A 24,300-nucleotide genomic window follows, 5' to 3' on the forward strand; every position below is an offset into this window, starting at 1 on the left:
CCCGACTCGGTGTTGATCTCGGTGATCCGGTACTTGTTCGTCACCGGCACCGCCGCCGACACGTTGTGATCAGTGCGGTTCGCATACCGGTTACCACCGAACGTCACCTGCGGCAACGCCGCCTGGCCACCGGCGAGACCCGTCCGCTGGATCCCCGACAGCCACAACGACGGCGGGTTCAACGCGGTCGACTCGTTCGTCGACGGGAAACTGTGGCTCAGGTTCCACCGGTCCACGTCCTGATACACCCCGCCGACCCGCACCTGCGTCGTCACCGACGTCAACCGCTTCCCGGTGAAGTACGACGGCCCGATGTTGTTGTTGCACGGCGCCGCGTCACACTGCATGTCCCACGGCGTGTCCGGCCAACTCGCCGTGTTCGGCGAACTCCCACTCCAACACGACGACAGACACCGGTCGCCCACCGCGAACAACACCCGCATCGGCGGGTTCACCGCGTCGGCCTCACCACCGGCCACCGTGCCGTACTCCACCCGCCGCAACACACTGCCCCGGTCGTACTGCACCTGATACGTGCCCGTCCCGGTGATCCCCGCCCGGCTCAACTCCCGGTCGTACCAGTACGACATCGAGTTCCCGTGAACATCCACGACATAATCCAGATTCCACCGGTACGCCATGAAACACCGCGAAGACAAGAAACCGGTCGACTGGTAGCACGGCTCCCAGGTGTGGTTGGAGAACACCGCCTGCCCCATCACCGAATCCGTCTCACGGTCCCCCGTGTTCCACCCCGGCAACCGCTGCCGGCCGAAGTAGAACTGCGTACCGTCGGTTGTGGTCAGCCGCCACGCCTCCCCACCCTCGGTGTAGCCGTGCCGATTCGGCAGCAGCTCGATCCGCGACCCGTCATCGTTGGCCAGCCGCCACTTGCCGTCCCCGTCACCCAGGACGATCTCCGTCGACTGGCCCTGCCACACCAGCTTCGCGTTCGGCTCCCGCCAACACGGATCCGGCGTCGCGTTCGGGTAGTGCGCCGGGAAACCCTCCAGGTCGTCGCGGCACGTCCGGTAGGCCCGCTCGATGAACCCCGGATGGAAGTCCCAGCCCTCACCGATCCACGACGGCTGCGAATTCTCCCCGTTGGTCCGACCATCCACCGCCGCCGACGAATACCCGAACGACACCTCCGGCGCCAACCCACCCGGCGACGGCGGCACCTCCAACGGATACGACCACGAGAACCCACCCCCCGACTGCCCCGCCTGCCACGACGCCGACTGCGCCAACGATGTCCGGTTGAACGACCCCGTCTCACTCCCCCCGGCCGCCATCAACGCCACCATCACCCCACCACCGCCGCTGCTCGCGGCCCGACCAGCCTCCGCCTGCACCGACGGCAACTCCACCTCAGCCGCGATCCGACCCGCCACCGGATCGTTACGCGACCCCAACGGCACCGGGCCCGGACACGCCGGATCCTGGACGTCGACCAACGCGCAGTCCACCACCCGCACCAACCGCAACCGCGACGCCCACCCCGCACCGAACGCACCAGCGAACCCCGAATAATCCAACTCCAACCGCACCCCGGCGTCACCCGGCGCAGCCGCCTCCTCCTCCGCCGCCACCCGCACCACCAACGCCAAACCGGCCGCCGCCGCCTCACCCGGATCCACCACCTCCACCCGCACCCGACCCGGAACCCGCGACGTGTCCGCCAACGCCGCCCGCACCCGACCCGACAACACATCACCCACCGGCACCGGCGCCGACAACACCACCGGCAGACCACCCACCTCCACCGCCGCCGACCCACCCGACAGATCCGCCACCACCGAACCCGCACGTGGCCACACCGGAGGCTCCGGCGCGAAATCCGCCAGCGACGCCTCATCGACCTCCATCGGCGTGTGCTCCGCCACCGGCACCGACCGCTGGGCCACCTCCGGCTCCACCGCCGACCCCACCGGCGCCGCCACCGCCTGCGGAGCCACCAACGCCGACGCCACCACCACGACCGCCGTCACCCCAGCGACCCGGCACCGCACACCCGACAACCACACCCGCCCAGCCCGACGACCCGACACAGCCACCCCCCGAAGATCAACACAGGTAGCCAGCACCCTACGGCGACCCCACCGTCACCGAAAGACGTCAGAGCGTAAATCTGGGAGGATTCTGAGTACGAACTGGATCAAGCACCAACGGCAGCGGCGAACCCTGCCAATCGCCATCCAAAGGGGACCTGGTGGACACCGACGAGCAGGGCGGCGCGTACCCGGGTCAGATGCCGCGACCCCGGCGGTGCAGGGTGCGCAGCACGATGTCCGGACGGACCGCCCGGCTGGCCACGGCGATCGCCAGGTATGCGCGGGGCTCCTTCGGGTTGCGGGCCAAGGTGTGCCGGGCCCAGCGCAGCGCGCCGCGCCGGTGCCCGGCGGCGGCCTGGGCGAACGCGATCTGCCCGGCCACCCGGGCCTCGCCAGCGGGTTCGGTGGCGAACTCGGGGTAGCGATCCAGCAGCCACTGCAACGCGGTGGAGATGGTGTCCCAGCGTTGCGCGAAGTAGGACCGCTTGTGCCAGCGGACCAGCACGTACGGGGTCCGCAGGTTGCGTAGCGGGGCGCTGCGCGCGGCCCGCAGCAGGAACTCGTAGTCCTCGGCGTAGCTGCCGGGGATTTCCTCGTCGACGAGGCCGAAGCCGTCGACCAGCGCGGCCCGGCGGATCAGGAACGTCGACGGGTGCAGCTCGGTCATCCGGTCGCGCAGCAGCGCGGCGAGCGGGACGGTGTCCCGGTCGAGCACCCGGTCGGTGGTGGTGCCGTCGTAGCTGACCTGGATGCCGCAGCTGACGAACTCCGCCTCCGGGTGCGCGGCCAGCTCGGCGACCTGGGCGGCGAGCTTGCCGGGCAGCCACCGGTCGTCGTCGTCGCAGAACGCGACCAGCTCACCGGTGGTGGCCAGGATGCCACAGTTGCGGGCCCCGGACAGGCCGGCGGAGCGATCGTTGGCCAGCACCCGGACCGGCCGGCGCGGATCCTCGTCGGCCAGCGTGGGGTCAGGTGTGGACTGGTCGTACACCACGACGACCTCGATGACGCCCGGATAGTCCTGGGCCCGGATCGCGGTGACCGCTTCGCGGAGCAGCTCCGGGCGGTCCCGGGTGGGGACCACCACGCTGACCGTCGGCACGGCGCCCGCGGTCACCGGGCCCGCCGAGCGAGCGTCCGACGTGGGTTCGCGGCCGAGATCAGCCCTTCGATGATCTCGCCGACCCGGGCGACCGCAGCCTGCCGGGCGGTGTCGGTGCCGTTGTCCGCACCGATGCCGAACGTCGCGGGCTCGCGCAGGCCGGCTTCCAGTGCGTCCACCAGGGATGCCTGCGACTCGCAGAGCCGGACCAGGCCGGCGCCGGCCAGCCGGCGGGCGAACAGCAGCTGGTGATCGTCGACGTGCTCGCCGAGCGCCGGGTCACGCGGGACGACGATGGGCAGGTGCCGGTGCCGACGGGCCTCCAGAATGGTGGCCGGACCGCCGTGGCACACGACCAGGCCGACCCGGGACATGGCACGTTGCAGCGCGTCGTGGTCGAGGAAGGCGGTGGCGCCGGCGATGTCGGGTGCCCGGCTGTGTCCGTACTGGACGACGAGGTCGACCCGGTCGGCGGCGGGCGGGTACCAGTCCTCCAGCCAGCCGATCAGCCGGTCGAACCGGTGCCGGTCGGTGCCGACCGCCACCAGGATCGTGCCGGTGAGCGGCGTACTCCGCTGTCGGGGAATCCGGGCGGCGTAATTCGAAAGCTCGGGTCTTGACAGCGCGGATTCCACCACGACCAACTCCTCGAACTGGTCACCATTTCGGTTGTTTCATCAAGATGTCATTGTTGTTCGTAAATTGACTTCTAGAGCAGATTTCCGACAACGGTTGCCTCCGGGTACTGGCGCCGCTGCTCCTCCCACTGCACGAGCATGGCCGACAGAAACGGCCGGCACAGCCGCGCGGTGAGCGTCGGGGTGTCGATGCGGTCGTAGACCTCGATGTAGACCGCCGGCACGCGGCGCAGCCAGGACAGCACTACGAAGGGCACCGCCACCGCCGCCCCCGTGGTGACCACGGCGGCGACCTGCCGACGCCGGAAGATCCGCACCGCGAGCCAGGTGTTGCGGATCAGGTTGCGGGCGTTCCTCGTGGTGGGATGGTGCGCCCAGACGACATCTTCGCCGCGCAGCAACGAAGTGGCGTCGGGAGTGTCGAAGGTGACCCAGCACCGATCGCGGCCCGCGTACCACGGCTCCAGTGCCATCAACTGGGCAAGATGCCCGCCGCTTGAGCCAACGAGCAGGACAACTGGGGCGCCGTCACCGCCGTCCATGTTGTTGGCCATAGATGCCCCCAGAGTTCACTAGCCGGCCAACCGCTGTTTGACCAAAGAATATATAGGACGGTACCCGGGAAAAAAGTTGGCGACGATCGCTGTCCGGGGTCCGCCGATGCACCCGACCCTCGCCTCATCTCGACACCCCTACCGGGCGCTACCGTCTCGACACACCCACACCCCAGCCACCCGCTCACTTTCCGCACTCGCAAACACGAGAGATCTTCTATCCAGCCAGTCGGATTTGTGGGACAACCGTCACCGTAGCCAATCCCTGTGGCCAGGCAGTCTCATCGGTGACCTTCTTCCGGTCGGGCACCCGACAGGGCCTCTCCTAGCAAGTAGGACACGACCATGTTGCACCTCAGTCGACGCTGCGTCGCTCGATGACGTCGAGCAACGCGGGATGCAGCGCCCGGTTCCAACCGGCACCCCCAGCAGCCAACCGCCACGTCCGCAACCACATCTCAATCAGATAACTCTGGACGATCATACGACGTTGGTCGGAGTCGATGCACAGCTCGGCGGCGAGCCCGCCAAGCGCAGTGTCCACTGCCGCAGCTGCCACCTCAGCCGGCTCGCCACGTAGGACCAGCGAGCACTGGAAGGCCTCATGAGCAAGATCGAACCCCACGGGCACGTCCGGACCACTGTGCTCCCAGTCCCAGGTGACGAGCGTACCGGCGTGCCGACCCAGGTTCCATGGCACCCAGTCACCGTGCCAGTGGCCGAACTCGACCCGCACCGACCCGTACCGGTCCGCCAGCCGGTTCACCGCCGCCAACGCCCGCCTACCGGCCGGCGCGTCCACTGTCGCGTCCGCCTGGGTAGCGGCGGCGATGCCGCGCAGCCGGTCGAGGAAGGCCGAGCCGGCCAACGGCTGCGGCGGCACCGGGCCACCACCCCGGCGGGCGAGCGCCAACACCGCCGCGACCTGCGGCGGGCCGCCCGATCCGACCGCCCGGATCCGGGCCGGCAACGGCTCCACGACTGTCACCGCCTGCCCCGACCAGTCACCGGCGGTCAACAGCTTCGGCACCACCGGATGCCCACCCACTCCGGAGACCTCCGCGACCTGCGACAACGCGGCGGCTTCGGCCCGGACCAGCGACCGGGTCGCGCCGTTCCAGCCGAGCTTGGCGTACCCGCGCGGCCGACCGTCCTGATCGAACAGCTGCACCGTCGGCTTGTGGTTCGGATCCGGCGGCCGGACCCCGATCGCCGCGTACCAACGCTGGCCACCCAGTCGGGCGGCCAGGTGGTCGACCAGCATCAACTCGTCGACCGGCCCGGCGTCGGCCGGCGCCGACACCGTCAACACCACCGGGCGGGTCGCCGCCAACGCCCCGGTCCGGGCCGCCAGACCGAGCACCGCACGGGGCAGCCGGACCCGGGGCGGTCGCAGCGCGTTGTACGCCCACACCGACGCGGCGGTGACCCGCCGGCTGCCCAGCGGCAGCAGGAACCGGGCCCCGGCGACCGACGGGACGACCGCGTACCGCGCCAGGGGCCGGTCGCCGGCCGACCGGGCCGACGCCACCGGGCCCGCCGCGTCGGCCGGCCGGTCCCCCGCGTCGGCCGGCGACAGGGTCAACCGCAGCCGCTCGTCCGGGAACACCGCCCGGGTGACCCAGCCCAGTCCGTCGTCGCGCAGCCGGGGATCCGCGCCGGTCACCGCGACGACCCGGCCCAGTCCAGACGCAGATCGAGCCGGCGGGCCAGAGCGTCGTTGTACGGCTGGAAGTAGTCGGTCAGCTCGGCCCGCAACTGCTCGTCCATCGGCGCCGACCGGCGGTCGTTGTAAACCTTGAACGCCGCCGGCTCGTGACCGGGCAGTTCGAGGAACTCCAACGTACGCCGGTACGCGTCCCGGGTGTCGCCGTAGAACTCCTCGCTGGTCAGGAAGAGGAACTGGGACCGGTCGAACCGCGCCAACCATGGTTCGAGATGCTCCAGGTAGCGCCCCCGCGCCCGGTAGGTGTACCAGTCGTACGGTTCGGAGAAGTACCCCGGATCGGCGATCAGCCGTTCCCGTTCACCGGCAGAGCGCTCCGGCTCGGCGGCCAGCGCCTGGGCGAAGTCCAACGGCTCCTTGCCCTCGGTCCGTCGCTCCTTCCAATGCGAGTACGCCCGTTCCACCGGGTCGCGCAGCAACGCGATCAGCCGGACCTGTGGCATCAGCGCCTGCACCCGCTCGGCCGCCGTCGGGTGGAACATGTACAGCGGGGCGGCCTCGCCGACCCGCACCAGGCCGCCGTGTCGGGCGCTCAGCGCGTCCCGCTGCCGCTGGGTCGGGAAATGCGACCGGTACCACGCCTCACCCCGCGACCAGTGCTCCTCGAAGTAGTGGCTGGCCTTGGTGTTCCAGGCCGGGAAGAGCCGGGGCACCAGCGGATGCTGGATCAGGTAGTTCCACAGCGACGTGGTGCCGCCGCGCTTCGTACCGATGATCAGGAAGTCCGGCAACGGACGCCGGTCGCTGGTCCGCACCCCGTAGTGCACCATCGACTCACGCACCCGGTCGGTCACCTGACCTGGCACCAACTGCTTGATGCGGTCCCTCATCGAGGCCATCACCGACTCACCCACCTCTCTGTCTGACGCTGCGCCACACCTGACGCCGCACCCGGGGCAGCGCCAGCAGTCCCATCACCACCACCGCGCACAGGGCCACCGCGCTCACCAGGCCAGGCACGCCCCGGCCGGCCAGCGCAACCGCCGCACCGGCGGCCACGCCGACCCCGGTCAGCACCGCCGCCGCCGCGACCAGCATCGACCGGTCCACCAGTGGCTGCCCGATCACGATCGCGGCCGCGGTCGCCGCGATCAGGTTCTCCAGCACGATGCCGCAGGACCAGGCGATCGCCACGCCGAGCACCCCGTGCCGGGGTGCCAGCAGGAACGACAGCGACACCGTCACCGTCAGGTTCACCAGTACGGCCAGCAGGTGCAGCCCGCTGCGGCCGCTCATCAGCAGCAGGGTCTGCACGTTGCCGACCGCGATGTTCACCAGCATCGCCACCGCGAGCAGGGTCATCGCGGTGGCACCGGCGGCGAACTCCGGGCCGAAGACGGCCAGGAAGCCGGGCGCGAACAGCGCCAACAGCAGGTAGACCGGCCAGGACAGCACCACCGCCCAGGTCGTCGTCTGTCGGTGCACCGCGGCGGCCTCGGCCGGCCGGCCCTCGCCGAGCAGCCGGGACAGCTGTGGGGCGACCGCCACCCGCAGCCCCTGCAGCGCGAGCTGCCCGGCCAGGATGTAGCGGCCGACCGCGCCGAAGATCCCGGCCTCGGTCTGGCCGGCCAGCGCCACCGCCAGCAGCACCCCGATCCACATGCTACCGGCGTCGATCGCGGCCGAGCCGGCACGCGGCAACGCGAAGCGCCAGAAGTCCCGCCAGTCCGTCCGCGTCGGACGCAACCGCACGCCGCGCCCGACGCCGAGCGGCCCGACCACCAGCCAGGCGCACGCCGCCACCGCGACCAGGGCCGGAACCAGCCAGCCGACGAGCCCGAACAGCACCGTGGCGCTGGCCGCCGCCGCGAGGCCGACCAGTACCGGTCGGCCGATCGGCAGCAGGAAGAACTGCACCGCGACGTAGGCGCCGATCGGGCGTACCCCGCGCACCGCGGCGAGCAGCAGCCCGGCGGTCACCAGGATCGGCAGCCCGACCGCGCAGAGCTGGACCAGCCGTACGGTGCCCGCCGTCGCCTCGTCGAACAGGACGTCGGCGAGCCGCGGTGCGGCCAGCACGCCGACCACGGCGGTCCCGCCGGCGAGCAGCAGGGGCGGCAGCAACGCGACCGGCAGCATCCGGGCCGCGTCGCCGGTCGGCCCGGTCCGCCGCCGCGGCAACGCCCAGAGCAGTCCGGTCTCGGCACCGAGCGTGCAGATCGCGGTGACGACGGTGAGCAGTCCGACGGCGGCGAAGAAGGCACCCGCGCCGGCCGGCCCGTAGCCCCGGGTGATGACCACGGCCAGCACGAAGCCGAACAGTCCGCTGACGGCGGCACCGGCCAGGCCGATGACGCCGCTGCGGGCGCTGCGCCGGGTTTCCCGTTGGTCGGTGCTCGTGGTCATCGGCCGGCTCCGAGAAGTGCCTGGGCCGCCGGTGATCGGGCCGCCAGCGGGATGGTCGGTGCGGACCCGCGGCGTTCCCGTTCGACCAGCGCCAACGCGACCGCTGCCACGTAGAAGGCGGCAGTGAGATTCTGGTTGACCAGTCCATAGAACGGCAGCTGCACCAGGCCGATCAGTGGCACGACCGACAACCACTGGGCGGCCGCCGACCGGGCCGGCCAGCAGGCGGCCCCCACCAGCAGGAACCAACCGATGAAGCAGACCAGGGCCGGGATGCCGTGGCTGAACAGCACCGTCCACAGCTGCCCCTGGGTGCCGATGGGCGCATTCGCCGAGACGGTGTCGACCTGGACCGGGGTGCCGTACCCGAGCAGCGGGGAACGCTGGACCCAGCGCAGTACCTCCAGATACAGCGACAGCCGGTCGGTGTTGGTGTCACTGGCACTGACCCGTTGGTCGATCAGCTCACCGATCGGGATGACCAGGGCGGCCAACCCGCCGACCGCTAGTACGCCGAACATGGAGGCCAGCACTCGCAGGTTGCCCCGGATGGCGGCCCGTGCCCCGAGGATGGCCAGCCCGATCCCGAGGCTGAGGAACATGCCACGGTTGAGGGTGAGGAAGGCCGGCGGCAGCGACAGCGGCAACGCGACCAGCAGTACGGTACGGGCCGGGCCGCGCACTCCGAGCAGCAGGCAGGCCACCACCGCTGGCAACGTCAGGGCGTACGTGCTGCCAAACGTGTTCGTGTAGGCGAACGGCGCCGCCGGCCGGAAGATCGGGTTGAGTGACCGGACGCTGTACTCGGTGGCTTCGGCGTGCACCATGTCGCGGATGAACGGGTTGCCGGACAACTCACCGGGCAGCAGCACCTCGAACGGTGTGGTCAGCTCGAATCGGGGGATCAGCACCCCCAGCCAGCCGAGGATGACCAGCCCGACGAAGAAGGCGCACAGCGGTCCGAGCAGTACGGTCAGCGCGGTCCGCTCCCGGGCCAGGGTGTAGACGTAGCAGCAGACGATCAACGCGGTGAGGTAGAAGACCAGCCGCAGGCCGAAGGTGAGCAGCGCGGTGAAGGCGGTGAGCTGGGTGCCGCTGACGACGACCAGCGCCAGGAAACCCAACCAGATTCCGCTGCCTACCGGCAGCGGGATCCGGCCCCGGACGGTCATGATGAGCAGCAGCAGGGCCCCGAAGATCGGCCAGCCGAAGTAGAACAGGCCGGTGATCCACCAGAGCGGCACCAGGCCGAACATCAGCCAGAGCGGCCAGAGCGGCAGCGCCGGTGGGTGTCGGCCCAGCTCAGCCACGGCCGCTGCCGGTCAGCACGAAGCCGAGCGGCTCGGCGCCCGAGCTGCGCAGCCGGTCGGTGAGCCGACGCAGGTCGGCCAGCCGGGTACGGTCCCGTTCGACCACCACGATCGCGGTGCCGGCCCGCGCCTCCCGTACGCCGCGCTCGTCGGACTCCGCCGGTGGGGCGTTGAACAGCACGATGCTGCCGTCGCGTGGCGCCTGCGCGTACAGCCCGATGCGGACCATCCCGTCGCCGACGGTGAGCGCATCCGCAGGCAGGGTACGGACCGGGATAGTGGCCATCACCGAACCACTGGTCGACGGGCGTCCGGCTGACCCGCGCTCGGCCCCGGGCGGCCCGCCACCGGCCGGACGGGCCACGGTGGGATCGGACTGGCCTGCGGACGGCGTCGGCGATGGCCGGGGCGACGGGCGGCGCTGCGCACCGACCGCCGGCTCGACCGATTCCGTCATCCGGGGCAGGATGACGGTCCGGTCGTTGTCCGCGCCGGGCAGCGAGAAGACGATGGTGCTGTCGGAATCCGTACTGTCGCCGGGTCTGCGCTCCGGCGGCGCGACGGCACCGACCGGCTGGGTGAGGTCACCGGCCGCCGTCTGCGGCTGGGGTTCGGCCTCGGCCTGCGCAGCCACGAACGGGCCCGACGGCACCCGTCGCCGGTCCGACAGCAGCGCCTCGCGCAGCGCGGCGACCCGATGACTGTCGTCGGCGACGTAGACGTCTTGGCCGTCCGCAGCGAGAGCGACGGCGAGGCTGGCCGTCATCGGGGTGGTGTCCTCCCGGTTACGCGACGAGATCACCACGACCGGGGTACGCACCTCCTTGCGGAGCTGCTCGGCGATGGCCATGCCGACGTACCGGACGTCCGCGTCGACGGTACGGCCGTCGATGCGCAGCCCACGCCGACGGACCGTGCCGAGCAACGGCAGCCCGCTGGCGTCGACGGCGTCCGACTCGCTGCGTACCCGACGGTCCGCCGACTCACGCAGATAGCACAGCATCATCCCCAGGACCAGCCCGGCAAGCAGGCCGGCAGCCAGGTACACGGCACGGGGTTGCCCGGCGTCGGTGAGTTGCTGCTGCGCGGTCTGGGTGATCCAGCCGGGGGTGACGTCGATCGCCGCGATCTCGGTACGCGCGGCGTTGAGCTGGGTCAGCTGGTTGCTCAGCGACCCGAACTCGGCCAACGCCGCGTCGGCCGCCGTGTCGCTGGACGCGTTCGCGGCCCGCCGTTGCGCCGCCGACTGCTGCTCGGCGACCGTCGCGATGCTCTCGTCGTAGGAGGCGAGCATGTCGGCTCGCTGCTGCTCGTACATCTCCTCGCGGACCTGCAGATAGGTGGCGGCGGCGAGGTTGACCGACTCGACGGCGGTGTCGACGGTGCCAGCGGCGTAGGTGAACCGCAGGATCTGGCCGCCCGCGGGCACCTCGATCTGCAGCGCCTGGCGGACGGCCACCACCTCTTCGGTGCGCGCGTCGGCGATCCGGGCCAGCACCTCGGTGCTGGTGGCGATTCCACTCTCCACGTTCATGTTGATCGAACGGTCCGAGCCGGCGCCCGGGTAGGTGAACGCATCGGTGACCACCGGTCGGACCGCGACGACCGCCGCCGCCGAGGCGGACGGCGGCGCCACCACCAGGTACCCGATCGCGAGCAGTAGCCCGACGACCGCGCCGCCGGTGACGATCGGCCACCGAAGCAGCGGCACCCGGAGCAGGTCGCTGAGGGTCACGGTGCGCTGCGGCTGCTCACTCATCGAATGTCTTCACAATCTGTTGCGGGTTTCCGACCACCACGACGCCGTCTGGCACATCGGTCCGGACGATGGTCCCGGCACCGACGACACTGTCGCGTCCGATCCGGACGCCCTTCATGACCAGGGCATGGGCGCCGATCCAGACGTTTGCGCCGACGGAGATGGGCGCTCGGGTGAGCGCGGTCGCTGGCTCGTGCCGCAGCTGCGGCGGGAGGTTGTGGAAGTCGTTGTCCATCAGCTCACAGTCCGACAGCAGACAGCGATCGCCGACCTCGACCGTGGTCCAGCTCCCGATCCAGGTGGCGTTCAGCAGGCAATCCGCACCAATCTTGACCTCGCCGGGCCCGGCGAACCGGACGAGCTTGTTGAGCCTGGTACGGTCGCCGATCGTCACCCGTACCCCACGTCGGAGGCGGACCCGGCCCCGGATCTCGACGTCGTCGCCGAGTTGGAGGCGGGGGTAGCGCAGCCGGTAGTAGCCACGCTTGACCGCGAATACGGTCCGCAGCAGCAGCCCGTGACGGCGTGTGGTCGACCCCACCGACCCGCCCTCTCTATCGATAGATGTAACACCCTACAAATGCCCGGTGGGCCGGCAGCATGGAAGCTGATGCCGACCCACCGGGATTACCGGTCAGTTGTTTCCGATCGACTACTCCGCTGCGAAGAACATCGATCGATTGTTCCAGCCGGCCGACGGGCCAGGCGCCGTGATCACCACACTCGCCGTGCCGGCCACCGCGACGTCGGCCGTCGGGTCGAACGGCACACTACGCAGTCCACCGTCAGTGGATCCGTACACGATGTTGCCACCGACCCAGGCCATGCCCCGCACTGACGTCCACGGCACACCACTCGTCGCGACGGTGAACTCGGTGGCCCCGAGATAGTTCCCGTCCAGCTCGAAGTACCGGTAGAACAGCTGATTGTTGCCGCTGCCGGTACGGGTGTAGTACAGGCGCCCATCGAGGTAGAAGGCTGCGTTCAGGGAGAGTGCGTCGAACCAGGCGTTGTACCCCGAGGACTCCCAGGGCCCGCCGACCGTGTTGCCGTTGAACATTGAGATGTCCAGCCGGCTGCCGGTGGTCGTACCGGCGACCGGACGGGCCCAGAAGATCCGGTCGTGCACCCGCCACACCGCCCCCGCGTTGGCCAGATTGGGCTGGCTGGTGACCGACGTGACGCCGAGCGAGGTACCGTCGAAAGGCACCTTGGCCAAGTCACCTGTCACCGAGGGCAGGTACAGGTAGCCGGTGGTGGCCGTCGGTGGGTTCCGGGGGGTAATCGTACGCCCGCCCGCATTCGGGAACATGCCGAGCCGACCGTGGTATTCGTTGCCCATCCCATCCGAGTTGTGACCGAAGTAGAGCCCGTCGGAGCCGAACCAGAGCACCGGCACGGCCGAACCCCAGCTGGTCGCGCCGGCCGGCAGCGCCGACCCGCCGCTGCGCCGAGGATTCCAGTTGACCGGCATCCCGGTGGCGACGGTGACCGCACCGATGCCGAGCCGGTCGACGGCGCCGTTGCCGGCGTTGTCGCTGCGGTTCGGGTTGTTCAGCCAACGAAAGTGGCCGCCGAGGTAGGCGACCCCGTCGCGGACCACCACCGAGGTGATGGTGTCGTTGCCGGTGAAGTTGAGCCAGGTGCCGTTGATGTTGCCGCCCCGGGTGGCGGTCTCGTAGCGCACCAACGCGTCGCAGTACGCCGTCGGCCATCCGGCCCCGCCGTTGGTGCCGACGACGAAGTAGCTGCTGTCCTCGCCGAAGCTCAGATCCTGCACGTAGTGGGTGAAGGTCTGCCAGGAGCAGTTGGGCGCGAAGCGGTGGTTGCTGTTCCAGTCGGTCAGGGTCGGGGTACCGACCAGGTCGACCATCGCGAGCTGCTCGCGCGCCAGGCCGTCGACCTCCCGGAAGTTGCCGCCGAAGACCAGGGTGTCCCCGTCGGGCGAGACGTCCAACGTCCACACGTACGGCGAGACCTCGTGCCGGCCAACCGCGATGTCGATGTCGAACGTCGGGTCGATCGCACCGGTGGTGACGTCGAGTCGGGCGACCCCGGCGTGTGCCGTGCCGTTGACCCAGTTGAAGGCCCCGCCGATGTAGAGCCAGCCGTCGCTGACGTCCATGTCGCGAACCACGCCGCCGTCGGAGCGGCCCTCCCAGGTCGACACCGTGGCCCCGGTGGCCGGATCGAGGGCGACCAGGTTGCGGCGCTCCTCGCCGTTGACGTTGCGAAAGACTCCACCGACGATGAGCTCACCAGCGGGGGTGACCGCCAGGGTGTTCACCGCACCATCGAGGTCCGGTTGGAACCCGGCGACAAGCGCCCCGGTCGACCGTTGGTAGGCGAAGAGATACCGGCGGTCCTCCCAGTCCGCTGTGCCGGCCGGCCGGACTTCGGTGAACGTGCCGCCGACGAAGATCACCCCGCCGATCTCGGCGAAGCCTCGGGCCTCGCCGTTGCGGGCATGTGGGGTGTGGTCGGCCGGATTGGTGGAGACCAGGGTGGCCGAGCCCGGAACGGGCACGACCGCGGCCGATGCGGCGGTGGCACCGAGCACCAGGGCCGCCGAAGAAGCGGCGGCGACCATGGACGTGGTCCACAGTCGACGCCGGCTGGGCAAACGCCAGCCAGGCTGGGATTGGTTCACGCTTCCCTCCAGATGGGAAATTATCTCAGACAGCGTGCGCCAACCCCAGCCGGGTCGGACATCCACCGATCGGACGGCTGGGTATCAGGTTCCCAGCAGGCATCCGTCGGATGTGCTCAGTGTCGGGTCAGCGGTTGACCACCAGCGGCTGGTTGAAGTAGGGGTCCTTCCCTGCCTTGGTGAAGCCGGCCAGTGCGGACGGTGTGTGATTCATCGTCATGTTGCAGGTCGCCGAGGTGGTGGTGGACCCAGCCGAGTTGAAGTAGATCACCGCCTTGATCTTCGGATGCGCCTTGATCGCGGCGGGGAACTGCTCGAACCAGCGCTGTTTGGCCGCCGGGTCGTCCGGATTGAAGTTCGTGCCGAACTCGGCCAGCATCCGCGGCTTGCCGACCCCGATCCGGTTGTCGTCCAGCCACCGGTAGAAGCCGTTCACCGTGGTGTATGGGTCCTTCCAGGTCTTGCCACCGTTGCAGGCGTAGAAGTTGTACGGGTCGTAGGCGACCCAGTCGACGTAGGCATCCCCCGGATAGAGTCCGGCGTACCGGTCGTAGTGGCCGGACCAGCCCATCATCGTCCACACCCAGACGGCGTTGTCCGCGCCGATCTTGGCGAACCGCTCGTACACGTAGCGCCACGCGCGCACGAACTCGGCGTCGCTGCCCTTGGCCGGCTCGTCCTCCGGCTCGTGGTCGAAGCCCATGAACACCGGAACCCCGGTCGCCTTGATCCGGCCGGCGACATCGTCGATCACCGAGTCGTACCGACCACCATAGACGTCGCGCCAGCTCAGCGTGGTTCCGGTGGAGAAGACCCGCGACTCCCAGGCGAAGAAGATCAACCGCCCGGCCCGCATCTGCTCCTGCTCGAACTTGTCGGGAAACGCCCCGTTGCTGCCGGAGTTCGAGAAGTCGTGGTAGCGGTGCACGATGTCGAACTTGCGCCCGACCTGCGCTTCCACCTCGTTGACCGCCGCGCCGTGGTCCCAGCCCTTCGCCGCGCTGGTCGGCGAGTACATGCCCCACCAGGCACCGCAGGAGGGCACCAGCTGGTCGGATACCGACCCGCAGCCGACGCCGGGTGCCGGCGGGCTGGCCGGCGGGCTGGGCGCGGCGGTCGGCCCGGCGGTCGGCCCGACGGTCGGTGTCGCCGAAGGGGGCGGTGCCGTCGGCACCGGCGCGCTCGGCGGGGCGGACGGGCTGGCCGGCGGGGCGGTCGGCGACACCGGCGGGCTGCTCGGCGCGCCCGCCGCCGGCTCGAAGCTGATCAGCAACTGGGGTCGGATGGACGGATCGCGGTACTCCACCGACGGCCAGTAGACCCGCTGGCCCAGCTCCTGCTGACGAAGCGCGAGGGTGTAGGTCCCGTTGCCGGTCACCAGGTTGGACACGTCCCACTCGTTGTGCCCCTTGCGGACCTGCGGCACCACGGCCAGCGGCTCGACGCCTGGCCGGGCCGGGTCCGACTCGGCGAGCGGCGGCCGCGGCTGGCGCGCGTCCAACGAGGTCGGATGGACGGAGACGCGGGCGTCGAAGTCCTGCCACGAATACATCTGCAGGCGTACCCGCAGGTTGCGTACGGCAACCGGGATGTTCTCGACCGTGAACTCGACGATGGCGTCCCGGGCCCCCCTCGGGTTGCGCTCACACAGCGCGGGGCAGGTGGCCAGAGTGGTCTTGACCGCGTTGTCACCGTCCTGTGGCACGTCGGTGGCGGTGGTGTCGGCGATCGCCGACACGGTGATCTGATCGTCGGCGAGCAACGGCAGCGCGGTGACCACCATGCCGGCCAGCAGCGCGGCACTGACGCCGCCGACGACGAGCCGACGCCGGCCCGAACCGGTCCGCGCGATGGCCTGGCTCAATCTGTGTCTACTCAAGAAAACTACCCCCCTGTGGCACGAGCTTGCGGCGCGAGCGTATCGGGGGTGAACTCGGATGTACGGCGAGTAACCGGATTTCTAAGCACTAATTAAATTTACCGACGTCATCCCAGAGTCTTCACGATCACCTTGGCCATCAGTCGGAACGCCTTGCCACGATGACTGATCGCGTCCTTGTCAGCCGGGCTGAGCTCGGCGTTCGTCCGCTCCTGTCCGTCGCCGAGGAAGATCGGATCGTAGCCGAAGCCGCCGTCGCCCCGCCCGGCGCGCAGTAGCCGACCAGACTGGCGGCCTTCGACCAGATGCTCCTTGCCGCCGGGCAGCACCAGGGCCGCGGCGCAGACGAACGACGCCGAGCGGTGCTCGTCCGGCACGTCGGTGAGCTGGGCCAACACCAGATCGAGGTTCGCCTGATCGGCTCCGTGCCGGCCGGACCAGCGAGCGCTGAACACCCCTGGCATGCCACCGAGCGCGTCGACCGCCAGCCCGGAATCGTCGGCCACCGTGGGCAGCCCGGTGTAGCGGCAGCCCTCCCGTGCTTTGAGCAACGCGTTCTCACCGAACGTGAGGCCCGTCTCGGGCACCTCGTGGTAGGGCTCCAGGTCGGCCATGCCCACCAGCTCGATCCGCCTGGTGCCCAGCGCCCCGTCCAGAATCCGCTGCAGCTCGGCCAACTTCTTCGCGTTGCGGGTGGCGAGCAGCAGCCGGGTCTGCCCGGCGGGCGCGGCGCTCACCGGTCGAGCACCTTGCGCTGCGCGGCGGTCAACTCGGCGCAGCCGACGACCGCGAGGTCGAGCAGTGCGTCGAGCTGGTCCCGGCCGAAGACGGCGGCCTCACCCGTGCCCTGCACCTCGACGAAGTCACCGTCACCGGTACAAACCACGTTCATGTCGACGTCGGCCGCCACATCCTCCAGGTAGCACAGGTCCAGTCGGGGCTCGCCCCCGATCACGCCCACGCTGACCGCCGCCACCGAGCGCCGCATCACCTGCTCCAGCTTGCCGTGCAGCGCCTTGCGGTCGGCGAGCCAGCCGACCGCGTCGTGCAGCGCCACGAACGCTCCGGTGATCGCGGCCGTACGGGTACCGCCGTCGGCCTGCAGCACGTCGCAGTCCAGCACGATCGAGTTCTCACCCAACGCCTTCAGGTCCACGGCCGCCCGCAGACTCCGCCCGATCAGCCGGGAGATCTCATGGGTCCGCCCGCCGAGCCGGCCCTTGACGCTTTCCCGGTCCGAACGGGTGGTCGTCGCCCGGGGCAGCATCGCGTACTCGGCGGTCACCCAGCCCAGGCCGGAGCCTTTACGCCAGCGGGGCACCCCCTCGGTGACGCTCGCGGTGCAGAGCACCTTGGTCTGCCCGAACTCGACCAGCACCGATCCTTCCGGGTGCGTGCTCCAGTTGCGGGTCAGGGTCACCGGCCGTAGCTGCGCGTGAGTGCGTCCATCGGGTCGTGCCATGGGCAGAGCCTATGTGTCGTACCGGGCGCGGCCGTTGTCGGGTTGGCCTTCGTCGCCCGGCCCACACCAGTGGCGGCTTCGGGCCAGGCCGCCGAGGGCGGTCCGGCTCAGGCCGCCACCGGCAGCCGCGCCAGCACACCGGGCGAGTCCAGCACGGCGCGGTAGTGCTCGACCAGTTCGTCACCGATCGCCGACCAGGTCCGACCGGCCACCGCGGCCCGGGCCGATCCGGCGAGGCGGGCCCGCCTCGCCGGATCGCCGGCCAGTCCGGCCACCGCCGTGGCCAGTGCGGCCCCGTCACCCGGGGGCACCAGCAGCCCGGTGACGCCGTGTGCGACCAGATCGACCGGGCCGCCGGCCGCCGGGGCGATCACCGGCACGCCACTGGCCTGAGCCTCCTGCACCGTCTGACCGAACGTCTCGTGTGGTCCCGTGTGCGCGAAGATGTCGAAGCTGGCGTACAGCTGGGCCAGTGCGGCCCCGTGCCGGGCACCGAGGAACCGCACCGCCGGTAACGCGCGCTCCAACTCCCGGCGGGCCGGCCCGTCGCCGACCACCACCACCCGTACCCCGGGCAGCCGGCTCGTCTCGGCGAGCAGGTCGACCCGCTTCTCGGCGGCGAGCCGCCCGACGTAGCCGACCAGCACCGCACCGTCGGGGGCGAACTCCCGGCGGAGCCCTTCGCAGCGGCGGTCCGGGGCGAACCGGACCGGATCGATGCCGCGGCCCCAGATGCGTACCCGTTCGATGCCGTTGTCGACCAGGTCGGCCGCCGCGGCGGTGGACGGGGCCAGCGTCCGGTCGGCGGCGTTGTGTATCTCGCGCAGCCATCGCCAGACCGTCGCCACGCTCCACCCCAGGTGGTACGCGCGGGCGTAGGCCGCCACGTCGGTCTGGTAGACCGCCAGGGTGGGCAGCCGCAGCCGGCGGGCCACCGTCAGGCCCCGGGCCCCGAGCACGAACGGGCTGGCCAGATGCACCACGTCCGGGGCATGCCCGGTCAGCACCTCGGTCAACCGTCGGCTCGGCAGCCCGAGCCGGAAGCTGCGGTACAGCGGCACCGGCAGGCTCGGCACCCGCACCACCGGGTACGGGAAGCGGTCGGGCACCGCCCGGTGGGCGGCGGCCGGTGCCGGTGCGATCACCATCGGCTCGTGACCCCGGGCGACCAGGTGTTCGGCGACCCGCACGACGGAGTGCGCCACTCCGTTGAGGTCCGGTGGGAATGACTCGGTGACGATCGCGACGCGCATGGTGTCACGGTCGCGCCTACGCGGGAGACCGAGGCTACGTCGCGTTGACCAGCGGGCGAACAGTACGGCAAGACAACGCGCGCACCTCAGATGTCGTACCGGGCTCCGGCCCGGACGATCTCCACCGGGCCGTCGAACGTCGAGGCTGCCGCCTCGAACGTCGAGGCCTCGCTGCCCCACGCCGTGACCAGGTGGGTCAGCAGCAGGCGGCCGACCCCCGCCTTGGTCGCGGCCTCGCCCGCCTCGCGACCGGTGAGGTGCAGGTCCGGCGGGTTGTCCACCCCGTCGAGGTAGCTCGCTTCGCAGAGGAAGACGTGCGCGTCCTGAGCCAGCCGCAGCAGCGCCTCGCAGGGCGCGGTGTCCGACGAGTAGGTCAGTACCCGGTCGCCGTGCTCCACGCGTACGCCGTAGGTTTCCACCGGATGGTTGACCCGGTCGACGGTCACCTGCAGCGGCCCGATCGGAAAGCTGCCCGGCTGCAGCCCGTAGAAGGTGTAGACGTCGTCGACCGGTGCGGCGTCGGCGCTGTACGCGCTGGCGATCCGGTCGGGGGCACCGGCCGGCGCGTACACCGGCAGTGGCGGACGGGGGCCGTCCGGGCCGTAGCGGCGGACGACCACGTAGGTGCAGGCGTCGAGCATGTGATCGCAGTGCAGATGGGTCAGCATGATCGCGTCCACGGCGTGCAGCCCGGCGTACCGTTGGAGCGCGGACAGCGATCCGGAGCCGAAGTCGATCAGCAGCCGGAAGTCGTCAGCTTCGATCAGGTAGGCCGAACAGGCGGATTCGGGACCCGGGAAACTGCCGGCGCAACCAAGCACGGTCAAACGCATCAAGCGATCCACGGCTCTCGGTGGGACACCGGCGACGCGCCGTGCATGCCATCGAAGATCCCCATCAGCGGCTCTGCCACGCTGGGCAGCCTACGCTGCGGCCAGCGACGGAATGCAAGATCCGCTGCAACTTGTCGCGAACGTGACAGAGAAGCGCGAACAACTGGAGCGACTTCGACAACACCGATCAGGATCGCCCATAGCGCAACCAATCATTTGCACCGCTGGCGCGTACGAATGCCGCCGACCGGGTCCGGTCAGGCCCAGAGCTGACCATCGAGGGCTTCCTCGGCGTCGGCCAGGGTCCCGCCGTACGCACCGGTGGACAGGTACTTCCAGCCGCCGTCGGCGACCAGAAAGGCGACATCCGCCCGCCGGCCGGCCTTGACCGCCTCGTGGGCTACGGCGAGCGCGGCGTGCAGCACGGCACCGGTCGAGAAGCCCACGAAGAGTCCTTCCACCTCGACCAGTTGGCGGGTCCGCAACACCGCGTCCCGGGTGCCGACCGAGAACCGGCGGGTGAGCACGCTGGCGTCGTAGAGCTCCGGCACGTAGCCCTCGTCGATGTTGCGCAGCCCGTACACGAGCTCGCCGTACCGGGGCTCGGCCGCGACGATCTCGATGGCCTCGACCTTCTCCCGTAGGTAGCGTCCGGTGCCCATCAGGGTGCCGGTGGTGCCCAGCCCGGCGACGAAGTGGGTGATCGTCGGCAGGTCGTGCAGCAGCTCCGGACCGGTGGTCTCGTAGTGTGCCTGGGCGTTGCCACTGTTGCCGTACTGGAAGAGCATCACCCAGTCGGGGTGTTCGGTGGCGATCTGCTTCGCGGTGGCGACGGCCTGGTTCGATCCACCTGCCGCCGGCGAGAAGATGATCTCCGCGCCGTACATCCGGAGCAGTTGCACCCGCTCCGACGAGACGTTCTCCGGCATCACGCAGACCAACCGGTAGCCGCGCAGCTTGGCAACCATGGCGAGCGAGATGCCGGTGTTTCCGCTGGTGGGTTCGAGGATGGTGTCCCCCGGCCGCAACCGGCCCGCCCGCTCCGCCGCCCGGACCATGTACATGGCGGCCCGGTCCTTCACGCTGCCGGTCGGGTTGCGGTCCTCCAACTTGGCCCACAGACGCACCGGTGGTGCCCCCTCGGGCACCACCGGGGAGAGCCTGGGCAGGCCGACCAGTGGGGTACCGCCGCACGCGTCGAGCAGGCTGTCGTAGCGCGCCATGGCGGCCCCCTCAGCCGGCGACGGACGCGACGGCGGCCGGCGGGAAGCCGACCAGGGCTGCCGCAGCGGCGAACCCGAGCGCCCCGCCGGCCACGGCGGGCAGGATCGTCACGGTGTCCCCGTCGGAGAGCTTGGCGTCCAGCGCGCCGAGGAACCGGACGTCCTCGTCGTTGACGTAGATGTTGACGAACCGGTGCAGCGCCCCCTCGGCGGTGACCAGCCGCCCACGTAGACCGTTGTGCTGGGTGTCGAGGTTTTCCAGCAGTGCCGCGAGGGTGTCCCCGCTGCTCTCGACGACCTTCGCCCCGCCGGTGTAGCTGCGCAGGATGGTGGGTACGCGAACTTCGATAGCCATTGACGTGCTCCTATAGCGACGGTGGATCGGATCAGACTGCGGTACGGGTGCTGCGGCCGGGTCAGTGGCCGGACGAACACTCGTAGTCGACCGTCGTCGGGGTCTGCCCGAACAGGTACGACTGCACCGCGTGCGGATCGACGTCGGCGTCAATGACGTTGACCGGTTCCTCGGTCACCACGCCGTCCACGATGCGGAACGACCGGATCTCGGTGACGTGCGGGTCACGGGTGGAGACCAACAGGTAGTGGGCCTCGGGCCAGCCGGCGATCGCGGCATCGGTCCGGGACGGGTACGCCTCGGTCGCGGTGTGCGAGTGGTAGATGACCACGGGCTCTTCGTCCCGGTCGTCCATCTCCCGCCACAGCCGCAACTGCTCCATCGAGTCGAACTCGTAGAAGGTCATCGAGCGGGCCGCGTTCTCCATGGGGATGTGCCGGGCCGGGGTGTCCGAGCCAGCAGCGCCGGCGACCACGCCGCACGCCTCGTCGGGGTGATCCCGGCGGGCGTGGGCGACGATCGCGTCGATGATCGACCGGTCGATGCTCAGCACGCCCCCAGCGTACCGCCTTCTCCGGCCGGGACCGGCCGTGGCGGTCGTCACGCCAGCGACCTCGGCTGACCGGTGATCGCGGCGAGTAGCGACTCCTGCAAATAGCCCAGATAGGCATAAACCGACAGCTGGAACAGCCGGCTCGACGACGGATCGTCCCGTTCAGCCGCCGCCAGTTCGGCGCCGAGGTCGGTGTCCGCCTTCAGGTCCAGCCGTACCCCCATCGCGAGGCGGGCGTCGTTGAGCGCGCGCAGCCACGCCTCGGCCGCCTCCTCGTCCAGCCGGACCTCGGCGCCGCCATCGGCGTCCGGGTCGGTCGGCAGCACCGCCAGCACCGCCCCCGCCTGATCGATCTTGGCGGTCTTGAGTTCGCTCTCGGTGTAGCGGCGGAACTCCGCCGAACTCGCCGCGTCCTGCGGATACGTGTCCGGAAAGAGCCGGTCGACCACCGGATCGCCATGGTCGAAGCCGTCGGTGAGCAGGGCCACCACCTCACCGGCGACCTTGCGCAGCACCCGGACCTCGTCCGGGGAGAAGATCGCGACGAACCGCCCGGACCGGCGTCGGAACATGCTCATGCCCGATCCACCGTGGCCCAGAGCCCGTAGGCGTGCAACCGGGAGGCGTCGGCCTCCATCCGTTCCCGTGCCCCGGACGAGACCACCGCCCGGCCCTTGTGGTGCACGTCGAGCATCAACTCCTCGGCCTTGGCCTGGCTGTACCCGAACAGCTTCTGAAAAACCCAGGTCACGTAGGTCATGAGGTTGACCGGATCGTCCCAGACGATCGTCACCCACAGCCGTTCGCCACCTGGCATCTCATCTGTGTCCGGCGTCTCGACCGGAGCAACCTGGGGAGCCGCCATGTCCCCCATCGTGCCACCGGTGCCGCCGGGTCCGACAACACCCGCCGCCGTCACCGCTGCGGGTCACCGCTGTCGATCGTGTCGGCGAGCAGGCTGGCCAGGCCCCGACGGATCGCGGTGAACCGCACGGCGAGCTCTCGCGCCAGGTCGAGCTCCATCGCCCACAGCATCCGTTGGGTCCAGGATCGTGCCTGGTTGGGTGCCATCCCGGCGGGTCCATCGTGCGGATGCCAGCAGTCAGCGGCGAGGGCGAGACCGATCGGCGGCACCATGGACCGGGACCACTGCACCGGGTACGCGGCGAACATGTCCGGCTGCGTCCCGGGCAGCACCACCCCGTCCAGCGGCTCCCTCGACGGCGTCGGCGCGACCGGCTCGATCCGCCCGCCGGCCGTCGCCAGCAGTCCGGCGACGCTGGCGGTAGGCAGCGGGTCGATCAGCATCCTGCGGCGCAGCAGCTCCCGTAGCGGCTGCCGCAGCGCCACGAGGTTCTCGGCCCCGAGCAGCAGTCCGGTCATCTCGTCGACGACGCCGTCGACCGCGCCCGCGCACTCGGCGGCGGCCCGCACCGACAACGCCAGCAGTTCACGGTCCAGGAAGTCGGGCACGACGGCGGGCCCACCACGGAACAGGATCTCCTGCACCGCGGCCAGATGGATGTGGGCCAGCTCGATCGACACGGTGTGCCGGACCCGCTGTCCGGCCCGCTGGACCGTCCGGTCGAGCAGCGCCGACCAGTCAGCGACCGCGGCACTGCCCGCCGCCGCGCCGATGACCGCCGGACCGGCAGTGGTTACGGTGCCCCGGCCCGACGGCGGATGGCCGCCCGGCGGGTCGATTCCGTCGAACCCGGCCGGCCCGTCGAGACCAGCCAGTGCGGACAGGCCGGCACCCGCCCGGTGCAGCGCCTCCCGATCCGCCCAGTCGATCAACGTACGGTGCAGCTGCGGCTGCCCCGCCGGGTCCAGGACGAACCACGGTGCCGCCTCGACTTCGGGCACGGCGGCCAGCAGCGCCGTCCGGTGCGGCCGGTCGCTCTCGCTCTGCACGCCACCCGGGGTCACGACGAAGAACACCTCGACGGCCGCCGCGACCGCCTGCCGCAACAGGTCGTGCGCCATCGGACCGGGTGGCGGGCCCGCTCCGATGACGAACAGCAACGCACCGGCCCGCGTCATCGTGTCGTGCACCACGGCCAGCCCGGCGGACCGCAGGGTATCGAGATCCGGGGTGTCCACCAGACTGAAGTGCCGCAGCAGCGGATCCGGGCGGCTCATCTCGATCCGGCGGGCCGGCCGGGGTAGCCCCAGACCGACTCGGGGTGCCGCCGCGCCGGCGGGGATCAGCCAGGGATGCGACCAGCCCGGCAGAAAGGCCGCGACGCGGGCGGTCGGACCATAACTGACGATCATGAAGGTCTCGGCCGGCCGGGTCACCGGCAGCCGCTCGCCCAGCAACGCGCCGAGCACGGCGCCACGGCTGTCGCTGCCGGCACCGACCAGCACCACCGACACCGGCTCGTCCGCCGGTGGCGGGACCGACGGGTGAAACGGCCTGACCGGCAGGTGGATCGGTCGGACGGCGCCGTCCGACGACTCGACGGGACTGGGCGGTGGACGGACCGGGCCGGGCTGCGGTCTGTCGGCGGTGCCCAGCGGATCGTCCACTTGGCCGCTTGATCGCCACAACGGACCTCGCTGGTGCGGGATGAGCCCGGAGAGGCCGACAACCTGCGGGA

The 24,300-nt window shown here is 70.4% G+C and carries 21 protein-coding genes and 1 pseudogene; all 22 read right to left on the minus strand.

The annotated features are described in order from the left end of the window. Positions 1–1,991: pseudogene (locus ACFHVL_RS17985) on the minus strand (hypothetical protein); the annotation flags it as partial. Between the two features lie 256 nt (positions 1,992–2,247). Then, the gene (locus tag ACFHVL_RS17990) at positions 2,248–3,171 is read right to left on the minus strand and encodes a glycosyltransferase family 2 protein (protein WP_416629223.1); all 924 of its coding nucleotides are present in this window, start codon (positions 3,169–3,171) and stop codon (positions 2,248–2,250) included. After that, positions 3,168–3,791: a glycosyltransferase gene (locus tag ACFHVL_RS17995; protein WP_416629305.1), complete on the minus strand. Its 624-nt coding sequence runs from the start codon at positions 3,789–3,791 to the stop codon at positions 3,168–3,170. The genes ACFHVL_RS17990 and ACFHVL_RS17995 overlap by 4 nt, the downstream gene beginning before the upstream one ends. Positions 3,792–3,865: 74 nt before the next feature. Next, the gene (locus tag ACFHVL_RS18000; RefSeq protein ID WP_416629224.1) at positions 3,866–4,348 is read right to left on the minus strand and encodes a UDP-N-acetylglucosamine--LPS N-acetylglucosamine transferase; all 483 of its coding nucleotides are present in this window, start codon (positions 4,346–4,348) and stop codon (positions 3,866–3,868) included. Between the two features lie 355 nt (positions 4,349–4,703). Next, a complete protein-coding gene (locus tag ACFHVL_RS18005) occupies positions 4,704–6,014 on the minus strand; it encodes a hypothetical protein (protein WP_416629226.1) in 1,311 nt (436 codons plus the stop codon). Further along, the gene (locus ACFHVL_RS18010) at positions 6,011–6,913 is read right to left on the minus strand and encodes a sulfotransferase domain-containing protein (protein WP_416629227.1); all 903 of its coding nucleotides are present in this window, start codon (positions 6,911–6,913) and stop codon (positions 6,011–6,013) included. The genes ACFHVL_RS18005 and ACFHVL_RS18010 overlap by 4 nt, the downstream gene beginning before the upstream one ends. Before the next feature lie 7 nt (positions 6,914–6,920). Beyond that, positions 6,921–8,420: a lipopolysaccharide biosynthesis protein gene (locus ACFHVL_RS18015; protein ID WP_416629228.1), complete on the minus strand. Its 1,500-nt coding sequence runs from the start codon at positions 8,418–8,420 to the stop codon at positions 6,921–6,923. Continuing rightward, complete coding sequence (locus ACFHVL_RS18020; RefSeq protein ID WP_416629307.1) at positions 8,417–9,676, minus strand: O-antigen ligase family protein; 1,260 nt, start codon at positions 9,674–9,676, stop codon at positions 8,417–8,419. The genes ACFHVL_RS18015 and ACFHVL_RS18020 overlap by 4 nt, the downstream gene beginning before the upstream one ends. Positions 9,677–9,722: 46 nt before the next feature. Beyond that, positions 9,723–11,489, minus strand: coding sequence for a lipopolysaccharide biosynthesis protein (locus tag ACFHVL_RS18025; protein WP_416629230.1), 1,767 nt, complete (start codon positions 11,487–11,489; stop codon positions 9,723–9,725). Continuing rightward, positions 11,482–12,030 carry an acyltransferase gene (locus ACFHVL_RS18030; RefSeq protein WP_416629231.1) on the minus strand — a complete coding sequence of 183 codons (549 nt, stop codon included), beginning with the start codon at positions 12,028–12,030 and terminating at the stop codon, positions 11,482–11,484. The genes ACFHVL_RS18025 and ACFHVL_RS18030 overlap by 8 nt, the downstream gene beginning before the upstream one ends. 111 nt (positions 12,031–12,141) lie before the next feature. Beyond that, entirely contained in the window at positions 12,142–14,079 is a 1,938-nt protein-coding gene (locus tag ACFHVL_RS18035; protein ID WP_416629309.1) for a delta-60 repeat domain-containing protein, read from the minus strand. Positions 14,080–14,266: 187 nt separating this feature from the next. Next, on the minus strand, positions 14,267–16,003 hold the full coding sequence (locus ACFHVL_RS18040; protein WP_416629232.1) for a glycoside hydrolase family 26 protein: 1,737 nt from the start codon (positions 16,001–16,003) through the stop codon (positions 14,267–14,269). A 122-nt stretch (positions 16,004–16,125) separates the two neighbouring features. Then, entirely contained in the window at positions 16,126–16,755 is a 630-nt protein-coding gene (rdgB, locus tag ACFHVL_RS18045; RefSeq protein ID WP_416629233.1) for an RdgB/HAM1 family non-canonical purine NTP pyrophosphatase, read from the minus strand. Further along, positions 16,752–17,480, minus strand: coding sequence for a ribonuclease PH (gene rph / locus ACFHVL_RS18050; protein ID WP_416629234.1), 729 nt, complete (start codon positions 17,478–17,480; stop codon positions 16,752–16,754). The genes rdgB and rph overlap by 4 nt, the downstream gene beginning before the upstream one ends. Before the next feature lie 107 nt (positions 17,481–17,587). Then, a complete protein-coding gene (locus tag ACFHVL_RS18055) occupies positions 17,588–18,733 on the minus strand; it encodes a glycosyltransferase family 4 protein (RefSeq protein WP_416629235.1) in 1,146 nt (381 codons plus the stop codon). A gap of 86 nt (positions 18,734–18,819) precedes the next feature. After that, positions 18,820–19,566, minus strand: coding sequence for an MBL fold metallo-hydrolase (locus ACFHVL_RS18060; protein WP_416629236.1), 747 nt, complete (start codon positions 19,564–19,566; stop codon positions 18,820–18,822). A gap of 257 nt (positions 19,567–19,823) precedes the next feature. After that, entirely contained in the window at positions 19,824–20,789 is a 966-nt protein-coding gene (locus tag ACFHVL_RS18065) for a PLP-dependent cysteine synthase family protein (protein ID WP_416629237.1), read from the minus strand. A gap of 10 nt (positions 20,790–20,799) precedes the next feature. Continuing rightward, a complete protein-coding gene (locus ACFHVL_RS18070; RefSeq protein WP_416629239.1) occupies positions 20,800–21,144 on the minus strand; it encodes a MoaD/ThiS family protein in 345 nt (114 codons plus the stop codon). Positions 21,145–21,205: 61 nt separating this feature from the next. Beyond that, a complete protein-coding gene (locus ACFHVL_RS18075) occupies positions 21,206–21,697 on the minus strand; it encodes a Mov34/MPN/PAD-1 family protein (protein ID WP_416629241.1) in 492 nt (163 codons plus the stop codon). 47 nt (positions 21,698–21,744) lie between these two features. Then, positions 21,745–22,275 (minus strand): DUF2017 domain-containing protein, encoded by a 531-nt coding sequence (locus ACFHVL_RS18080; protein ID WP_416629242.1) that lies wholly within the window; start codon positions 22,273–22,275, stop codon positions 21,745–21,747. Further along, the gene (clpS, locus tag ACFHVL_RS18085; RefSeq protein ID WP_326555248.1) at positions 22,272–22,562 is read right to left on the minus strand and encodes an ATP-dependent Clp protease adapter ClpS; all 291 of its coding nucleotides are present in this window, start codon (positions 22,560–22,562) and stop codon (positions 22,272–22,274) included. Before clpS ends, ACFHVL_RS18080 begins: the two co-directional genes overlap by 4 nt. Positions 22,563–22,612: 50 nt before the next feature. Continuing rightward, entirely contained in the window at positions 22,613–24,229 is a 1,617-nt protein-coding gene (locus ACFHVL_RS18090) for a hypothetical protein (RefSeq protein WP_416629243.1), read from the minus strand. Positions 24,230–24,300 lie beyond the last annotated feature (71 nt).

The sequence above is a fragment of the Micromonospora sp. LOL_023 genome (assembly GCF_048060115.1).
GTDB lineage: Bacteria > Actinomycetota > Actinomycetes > Mycobacteriales > Micromonosporaceae > Micromonospora_E.